Raw genomic sequence first — 7,590 nt, 5'->3', positions numbered from 1 at the left:
TGGGGGTATGGTCTTGTGCGGTTGTGTTGCTTTGCTGTCTGTCTTTAGCGCGCGGTGGTCTTTGTGGAGCAGGTGTTGCGTGGGTGGGGGTATGGTCTTGTGCGGTTGTGTTGCTTTGCTGTCTGTCTTCCATATGAGGCGGTTTTGGTGGGGGAACTCTTGTCTCTGCGACTTTTTCTGGGGGGGTGGGGGGAGATGATTTTTGCTCCTTTTGGGTAACTTTTGAGTTAGATGGTATTGTGGTAGGCTGTTCCTGTCCTTGAAATTTTTCCATTATGCTGGCTATAAGAGGGGAGGGGTGTCTTTTTTTCATACATCTTTCCTTTTAAGCTTTTAAAAGATTTGTTTTTGAAAACCTCTCCGGTGCTCTCTCCACCTTTGTGGTTTTGATAGCTTTTATACAAAGGAATATCAATTTGAATGATCTCCAAAGACTTTGCGCTATTTACCGCCCTCGTAATTGACATTTGTGTCTTTTATAAAGTTTTTTTGTGAAATTTTATCAATAAGTTAGGTGAAAATAAGGGGGGGTGATGGATATTCTCCATAACATTGTACAAAAAATCTCGCACAATTTCTCTAAAATGACTTGCGCTAGGATATCCGATAAAAGACAAAAGCTTATATATATATTTACAGTGCAAATTTACTGTGCAATATATTTACAGTGCAAAAGCCATTTTTTTGCCTTCTTCTTTGCGTTGTTGTGCTTCACGCTCTGGAGAATGCTGGCGTTTCTCATCTTGTGTGATGATAACGTTTTTGTGTACTTTCTCCCCTTTCATGGGCTTGTTGTCTTGCCTGTTTACGGGTAAAATCCTTGTGTAGTCTTTTTGCAGTTGTCATATACGCGTCAAGAGCTGCACAAAGGGAAGCAAAAGCGTTTTCAGCTTGTAGGTGTTTTTGGGTTTTTATGCTCATGCTGTTTTACCAGCAAGTTTACAAGGAGCCTCAATATTGGCTGTAATGCCCCATGAGACACCACTTCCTTTCCGAGGACTTTCAAAAAATCCTGGCAAAAAATCCTGGCAAAAAATCCTGGCAAAAAATCCTGGCAAGTCGTTGATCCAAAGCATGCGGGTTATTATAAACAGTGACATACAAGTTTTGGACTTTTCTTACACCCTTTTGGAAGTCTTCCTGTTTTAAAAGCTTTGCAGTAACTTCATCTTTTGGAAATGAAGGAGGAGATGCTGTCCTTCCTAAGCCAACTCCTGTGTAGAGGGATTTGCTTTTTGGGGAAGCCTTTCATTGGGGCCACGTCCATCGGTTCGTCGAGGGGGGGTGCTTTTTGGGGAAGCCTTTCCCCTTATTGGGGTCCACGTCCATTGGCTCGTCGAGGGGTTTTGCTTTTTGGGGGAAGGTTTGCTTCCCATTCGCGTCCACCTCCATTGGCTCGTCGAGGGAATTTGCTTTTTGGGGGAAGGTTTGCTTCCCATTCGCGTCCACCTCCATTGGTTCGTCGAGGGGATTTGCTTTTTGGGGGACGGTTTGCCTCCCATTTGCGTCCACCTCCATTGGTTCGTGTTCTGGTTTAGGGGCTCCTACGTTAGCTGGTTGAAAGAGTTGTTGAAATTTATCCATAAAGCGTTGAGAAGGGGATGATTGATGTTTTTTCATGTCTGTTTCCTTTCAATATTTTTTAGAAGACCTCTTTGGTGCACTTTCCACCTTTATGCTTTGATAGCTTTATAGAAAGGAAGATTCCCATTTGAATTGCCTCCAAATATTGCGCGCTATTCGTGGCTATCGTAGTCGACATTTGTGACTTTTATACAGCTTTTTTTATGAAGTTTTATCAATAAGTTATAGAATATTACGGGGTCTATTTTGATAAAACTTTGCGCAAAAAACTTAGCGCAATTCATATAAAATGATTTGCGCTAGGATATCCGATGAAAGGTAAAAGCTTATTTATGCACGCTTATAACGCAAAAGCCATTCTTTTTTCTTCCCTATGTCTTTGCATATCTTGCTTTGGAGAGTGTTGGTGTTCATGTCTTTCGTGATGATGATGGTGTGCATCTCTTTCATGACCTTGCTGTTTTGTAAGACCACGGGTAAGATCCTTGTGTAGTTTTCGTGTAGCTTCCACATGATCTTCAAGAACTGCACAAAGGACACTAAAACCTTCTTCAGCCGTTTTGCGATCTGGACTTTTCACGCCGAGTATTTTTTGGCCCGCAAGTTTACCAGGACTATTAGGATTTTCCATAAGGTTCTGTAAGATCTCTTCTCCTCTCCTAGGATTGTCAAGAATCTCGGAAAGTTGGGTATTCAAAGCATGCTGATCACCATAAACAATGGTGCACAATCCCTGGAGTCTTTCTACACGCCCTTGAAAGCCTGGATCTTTTAAAATACCTGAAGTAACTTTATCTTTCAGCGTCATGTGAGTAGGTGACGTTGGTCCTCCCTGTTTTACAGTTGCATAGACAGTGTCTGGGGTATGCTGGTGCTGCCCTCTGCCTCTTGGGGTAACATTCTCGTAGTCAGAGTCGCTTGGGTTACGTTGGTGCTGCCCTCTACCTCCTCCTCCTATATTAAGCTCAGCGTAGACAGGGTCGCTTGGGTTATGTTGGTGCTGTCCTTTGCTTCTTGGGTTAACATTCTCGTAGTCAGAGTCGCTTGGGTTACGTTGGTGCTGCCCTCTACCTCCTCCTCCTATATTAAGCTCAGCGTAGACAGGGTCGCTTGGGTTATGTTGGTGCTGCCCTCTGCCTCTTCCTCCTGTGTTAATCTCAGCGTAGACAGTTTCTGGAGCATGTGGGTGCTGTCCTCTGCTGCCTGTGTTAACATTCTCGTAGACAGGGTCGCTTGGGTTATGTTGGTGCTGCCCTCTGCCTCTTCCTCCTGTGTTAATCTCAGCGTAAAGCACTTCCTCTGGTTGTGGTTTGGGAGAAGTCCTGTTCGATTTATTAACTTTTGCATAGACCGGTTCTGGAATAGGGTTTTCCTCGGGAGTTTGTTCAAAGCGTTTTTTTAATCCACTCACATTGCTTAGAGAAGGGGAAGATTGATTTTTTTTCATGGATGTTTCCTTTCAAGAATTGTTTTAGAAAACCTCTTTAGTGTACTCTCCACCTTTATGCTTTGATAGCTTCTCTATAAAGGAGGATGTTCAATTTGAATGGTCTCCAAAGATCCTCCGCTATTCACAGCTACTGTAACCGATGTTTATGTCTTTTATACAGCTTTTTTATGAAATTTTATCAATAAGTTATATAAAATTACGGAAGGCGATTTTTAAGGGTATTTTTCGTAATATTGCGCAAAAAAACCTAGCGCAATTCCTCCAAAATGATTTGCGCTAGGATATCCGATAAAAGACAAAAGTTTATGTATATTTACAGTTGTCTAGTTACAGTGCAAAAGCCATTCTTTTGCCTTCTTCCTTGCGTTGTTGTGCTTCGCGCTCTGGAGAATGCTGGCGTTCCTCTCTTGCGTGATGATGATGATGATGACGTCTTTGTTCACTTCTTTCTGGATGTTCTCCCCTTTCATAGGCTTGTTGTCTTGCCTGTTCACGGGTCAAATCATTCTGTAGTCTTTTTGCAGACTCTGTATATGTTTCAAGAGCTGCACAAAGGGGACCCACAGCCTCTTCAGCTTTTCTGCGATCTGGGCTTTTTATGCCCAATAATTTTTGACCCGCAAGTTTATGAGGACCCTCAGGATTTTCTGCAACCTCCGATGAGATTCTCTCTCCTTTCCCAGGATCGTCAAGAATCTCGGCAAGTTGATTACCCAAAGCATGCTTGTTACCATAAACAACAGTGCACAATTGTTGGACTCTTTTCACACTCTCTTGGAAGGATTGGTTGCTCGAAAGCTGTGTAGTAATTACACTTCCTGGTGGAGTTCTTGGAGGGAGGGGGGGCCTTCCTAAACCAACTGGTTCGTAGAGGGGGGGTGTTTGTTCTTGATAGTTTGCCATCCAATTGTGCGTCTGCAGATCAGTGACTGCATAGGGGGATGTTTGTTCTTCGGGAGATTGTTGAGCACGCGCACCTCCACCATCCAGTGGGTTTGGGGGGGGAGAAAGAGGGTTTGACGTGGGGCGTTGATAGATAGGCTCTGAAGTAGGGTATTGATAGATAGGGGCTGAAGTAGGGTATTGATAGATAGGGGCTGAAGTAGGGTGTTGATAGATAGGGGCTGAAGTAGGGTGTTGATAGATAGGGGCTGAAGTAGGGTGTTGATAGATAGGGGCTGAAGTAGGGTGTTGATAGTTAGGCTCTGTGGGGCGTTGATAGTAGCCTTCTCCCCAATTTTTCTCCTGCAGATCAGTTATGTGATAGGGGTCTACAGAGTCACGTGCAGCCCTACCACCTAGTGGTTGTTGGGGGGCATAGATAGTGTCTGGAGTGGGGCCTTGAGGGGAGTGCATTCCCGTTCCCATGCCCATTTCTTCATAGATAGGATCTTCTGGTTGTTGGGGGGAGTACCCACTTGCGCTCTCACCAATTTCTGCATAGATAGTTTCTGGAGTGGGAGGGGGAGGCGAGTACCCACTTGCGCTCTCACCAATTTCTTCATAGATAGTTTCTGGAGTGGAGGGGTGAGGGGAGTGCCCTCCCTGTACACCCTCACCAATTTCTTCATAGATAGGATCTTCTGGTTGTTGGAGAGAGTGCCCACTTGCGCTCTCACCAATTTCTGCATAGATAGTTTCTGGAGTGGAGGGGTGAGGGGAGTGCCCTCCCTGTGCACCCTCATCAATTTCTTCATAGATATGTGGTTCTGGTTGTTGGGGGGCCTCGCCCTCTGCGCCCGCGTCATTTCCTCTGTAGGAGGGATTATCGAGGTGCCGATGTTGTGTCCTCCCATTTGGGGTCAGCAGATCAGTTACTGCATAGGGGGGGACTTGTTCTTGGGGAGGTTGCCAACCACCCACACCACCAAATGGTTGTTGGGGTGCATAGACAGTTTCTGCTGGGTCTTGGGGGGGCGTCTCTCTGGGTTTATTAACCGTTGCATAGAGCTGTTCTGGATTAGGGGTGGTTACCTTAGCTTGTTCACGGTGTTCTTCTGATTCTTCCGTAGGGTTTGGAGAAGGGGGGGATTGATTTTTTTTCATGCATGTTTCCTTTCAAGAACTGTTGTAGAAAACCTCTTCCTGCACTCTCCACCTTTATGCTTTGATAGCTGTTATATAAAGGAGGATGTTCATTTGAATGGTCTCCAAAGATCCTCCGCTATTCACAGCTACCGTAATCGATATTTATGACTTTTATACAGTTTTTTTATGAAATTTTATCAATCAGTTATATAAAATTACGAAGGGGATTTTGAGCGCTCTTTTTTGTAGTGTTTTGTAACATCTTGTTACACAATCCATACAAAATGATTGACTTCCAAAAAGCAGATGAAAAGCCAAAGCCGCTTTCGTGTTTAGCCCGTAAGAGCCATTGATGAGGAGCGATTGACTGTGAGGGTACGCATCTGACAATATGCTTCTTTGGTGTGTTTCATGACATCAGCAATCTCTTTTGCTTTGCTTTCCGATATACCAAGCATGCAAGAAAGTCTGGTATAATCTTTTTCCTGTATGGCTTTTCGCTCCTCTGTTGATAAACGATCGTGTAATTTACGTAGGTAAACATGCAGTTCTTGTCGCAGAGTAGGAGAATGGCACAAGGCTTCCCTTTGTTGTGCCGGTGATAGGGAAAAAAGATTTTGCAAATTTCTCTCTGGTCTTTCGACAGAATGGCTCAAGCGATTTTGTTCTTTTTCGTGTTGCTCTATGATGTCAGTCATTATCTGATGTGTCATATCGGCATAACTTTGAAGTGCTTCAACCAGCCGTGGAACAGCTTCTTTCGCATGTCGGCGCGCGGGGCTTTTCATACCAAGCATTTTCCTTCCCGCGAGCTTACAAATGGATTGAGGATTTTGAATAATTTGTTCAGAAAACTGTGCGCACAAGCTTGGATCTATAGCGATCGCCTCCATTGTTTCGTTTAGTGCCCGTGCATTGCCATAAATGGTTTTTGATAAACGCTCGACTGCATGGCGATAGGATTCAACACCAGAATTATTTGCCAGCTTTTCAGCAAGCGCCGCATTGGTGAGAGGTGCTAATCTCTCTTTTGGAATCAACATTTCTTTCAGGTTGTGGACTTTACTTTTCTGGAAGGAGAGGGGATCACCATTTTGTAATGTTTTCACTTGTTCTGGGGAGAGGTCATCTTTGTGACCGACGACGAAACCACCTTCCACCTCCATGACAAAACCTTCTGCGCTCATCCCTCTCAAGATGCCCTCGTAGGACGCACCTTCTTTTGCTGCTACGACAACACAATTATTGATCTCATCAAGCCCAGCGCTTTTCATTTGTAAGATAAATTCTTTTAAAATAAGTGATTTTTGGGGATGAGTGATATCCTCAAAAAGATCTTTTATCGGTTGCGGATTACCATGTTGCATTGCTTCAATACTGGCTAGTGTCAGGCGTTCTTTTGTAGTACAAGAAAAGTCAATTGTATGGCCGGCAGCTTGCCCAAGTTTTTCCATAAACATCCGTTGCACGCGCCCATTGCCTTTTCTGAAAGGGTGTGCATGATCGAGAATTATAAACACTTCAGCAGCATTTTCAGCAAACTCTTGGCATGACAAGCCTTGGAGATTATTCTTGGAACTAAGCATTTGCTCTAATGCTTTTAGTTCTTTTTGAATTTGTGGACCGATGGCAAAAGGAACATCATAACCTTTAGGGCGCATAGCAGGCATACGCGCTATGGTGCCATCTGCAAAGGTAAAGGCTTGATCACGCATATGACCCGCCCATTCAAAAGTGTTATAGAAAAGGCTCCAGTGAATTAATTTTAGATAGGCGGTATCAAATTTTTGTGGTAGTGGTTCATGGCGAAAATTCACAGCCGCTCTGGCTGTGTCATGGGCACAACGCTTGTACAGTCGGTGTGGGTCTTTTATGCCGTATTTATTTTTCAATGTTTTGCTCTTTTTATAGAGATAATTTTGCTCTAACATAGGATATCTCCTTGGAGGATAGGGTGGTTCATGAGAGTGTTTAACTCTTTGTGTGAAAAATTCCCCCTTTTGCATATTCTTTTGAGATTTAGAGCATCTTGGGAGGAACTATCCATTCCCTCCAGTGTCATCCCCTTAAGGGCATAAGGTACTAATGGCTGTATCAAATGCCTCGAAGCACTTTTGTAACTCTTCTGCCGAGAGAGATGCAAAACGGTCTGTTTGTATGGTTGTGCTGCAAATTTCTTTTGGAAATGTGTTGTGAGTTCTTTTTGAGTCTGTTTTTGCAAAGCCTCTCTGCTGTACCCTCTCCATTTTTTATTATTTTCATAAATAACAGTGTCTTCTAGGCTTTCTGGCGCTTTGCTTCCCACATAGCTGTCTTCAATAGTCTCTTGCTGGGGGGGTAAAATGTGAATAAGGTAGACAGGCGCCTTATTGATTGTTTGATTGTTTTTGAACTCTTTACAAAGAGCGTTAGAGCGGGTAAGCACACGCATAAAAGCACCCGTCAAGGATTTTTCTCCAGCATGTGTTTGGGAATTGCTCATGCGAAAACTCCTTTCGAACGGGATTTTGTGAAAAAAAATCTATGCT

At 43.8% G+C, this 7,590-nt stretch carries 7 protein-coding genes and 1 pseudogene; 2 read left to right on the top strand and 6 right to left on the bottom strand.

The genetic code is table 11. The annotated features are described in order from the left end of the window. A pseudogene (locus ABD915_RS04900) lies at window positions 1–313 on the bottom strand (BID domain-containing T4SS effector); the annotation flags it as partial. A gap of 349 nt (window positions 314–662) precedes the next feature. Next, a complete protein-coding gene (locus ABD915_RS04895; RefSeq protein WP_345115962.1) occupies window positions 663–785 on the bottom strand; it encodes a hypothetical protein in 123 nt (40 codons plus the stop codon). Window positions 786–957: 172 nt separating this feature from the next. Here ABD915_RS04895 and ABD915_RS04890 point away from each other — a divergent pair, with 172 nt between their 5' ends. Next, a complete protein-coding gene (locus ABD915_RS04890) occupies window positions 958–1,149 on the top strand; it encodes a hypothetical protein (protein WP_345115957.1) in 192 nt (63 codons plus the stop codon). Between the two features lie 86 nt (window positions 1,150–1,235). Continuing rightward, window positions 1,236–1,538 carry a hypothetical protein gene (locus ABD915_RS04885; protein ID WP_345115955.1) on the top strand — a complete coding sequence of 101 codons (303 nt, stop codon included), beginning with the start codon at window positions 1,236–1,238 and terminating at the stop codon, window positions 1,536–1,538. 386 nt (window positions 1,539–1,924) lie between these two features. Here the strand turns inward: ABD915_RS04885 and ABD915_RS04880 are convergent, their stop codons facing one another. From ABD915_RS04880 to ABD915_RS04865, 4 genes are all read right to left on the bottom strand, one after another. Beyond that, the gene (locus tag ABD915_RS04880; RefSeq protein ID WP_345115952.1) at window positions 1,925–3,031 is read right to left on the bottom strand and encodes a BID domain-containing T4SS effector; all 1,107 of its coding nucleotides are present in this window, start codon (window positions 3,029–3,031) and stop codon (window positions 1,925–1,927) included. A gap of 330 nt (window positions 3,032–3,361) precedes the next feature. Then, window positions 3,362–5,080 carry a BID domain-containing T4SS effector gene (locus ABD915_RS04875; RefSeq protein ID WP_345115949.1) on the bottom strand — a complete coding sequence of 573 codons (1,719 nt, stop codon included), beginning with the start codon at window positions 5,078–5,080 and terminating at the stop codon, window positions 3,362–3,364. Window positions 5,081–5,394: 314 nt separating this feature from the next. Next, window positions 5,395–6,993 carry a BID domain-containing T4SS effector gene (locus ABD915_RS04870; RefSeq protein WP_345115946.1) on the bottom strand — a complete coding sequence of 533 codons (1,599 nt, stop codon included), beginning with the start codon at window positions 6,991–6,993 and terminating at the stop codon, window positions 5,395–5,397. Next, window positions 6,987–7,544 carry a hypothetical protein gene (locus tag ABD915_RS04865; protein ID WP_345115943.1) on the bottom strand — a complete coding sequence of 186 codons (558 nt, stop codon included), beginning with the start codon at window positions 7,542–7,544 and terminating at the stop codon, window positions 6,987–6,989. Before ABD915_RS04865 ends, ABD915_RS04870 begins: the two co-directional genes overlap by 7 nt. Window positions 7,545–7,590: the final 46 nt, after the last annotated feature.

It is taken from the genome of Bartonella jaculi, assembly GCF_039543045.1.
Taxonomy (GTDB): domain Bacteria; phylum Pseudomonadota; class Alphaproteobacteria; order Rhizobiales; family Rhizobiaceae; genus Bartonella; species Bartonella jaculi.
This window is presented reverse-complemented; position numbering and strand designations above follow the sequence as displayed.

What these genes read in the sequence shown, in the direction of transcription:
- ABD915_RS04865 (WP_345115943.1), bottom strand. Translation starts at nt 7,544, where the DNA reads ATGAGCAATTCCCAAACACATGCTGGAGAAAAATCCTTGACGGGTGCT.
- ABD915_RS04870 (WP_345115946.1), bottom strand. Translation starts at nt 6,993, where the DNA reads ATGTTAGAGCAAAATTATCTCTATAAAAAGAGCAAAACATTGAAAAAT.
- ABD915_RS04895 (WP_345115962.1), bottom strand. Translation starts at nt 785, where the DNA reads ATGAAAGGGGAGAAAGTACACAAAAACGTTATCATCACACAAGATGAG.
- ABD915_RS04875 (WP_345115949.1), bottom strand. Translation starts at nt 5,080, where the DNA reads ATGAAAAAAAATCAATCCCCCCCTTCTCCAAACCCTACGGAAGAATCA.
- ABD915_RS04880 (WP_345115952.1), bottom strand. Translation starts at nt 3,031, where the DNA reads ATGAAAAAAAATCAATCTTCCCCTTCTCTAAGCAATGTGAGTGGATTA.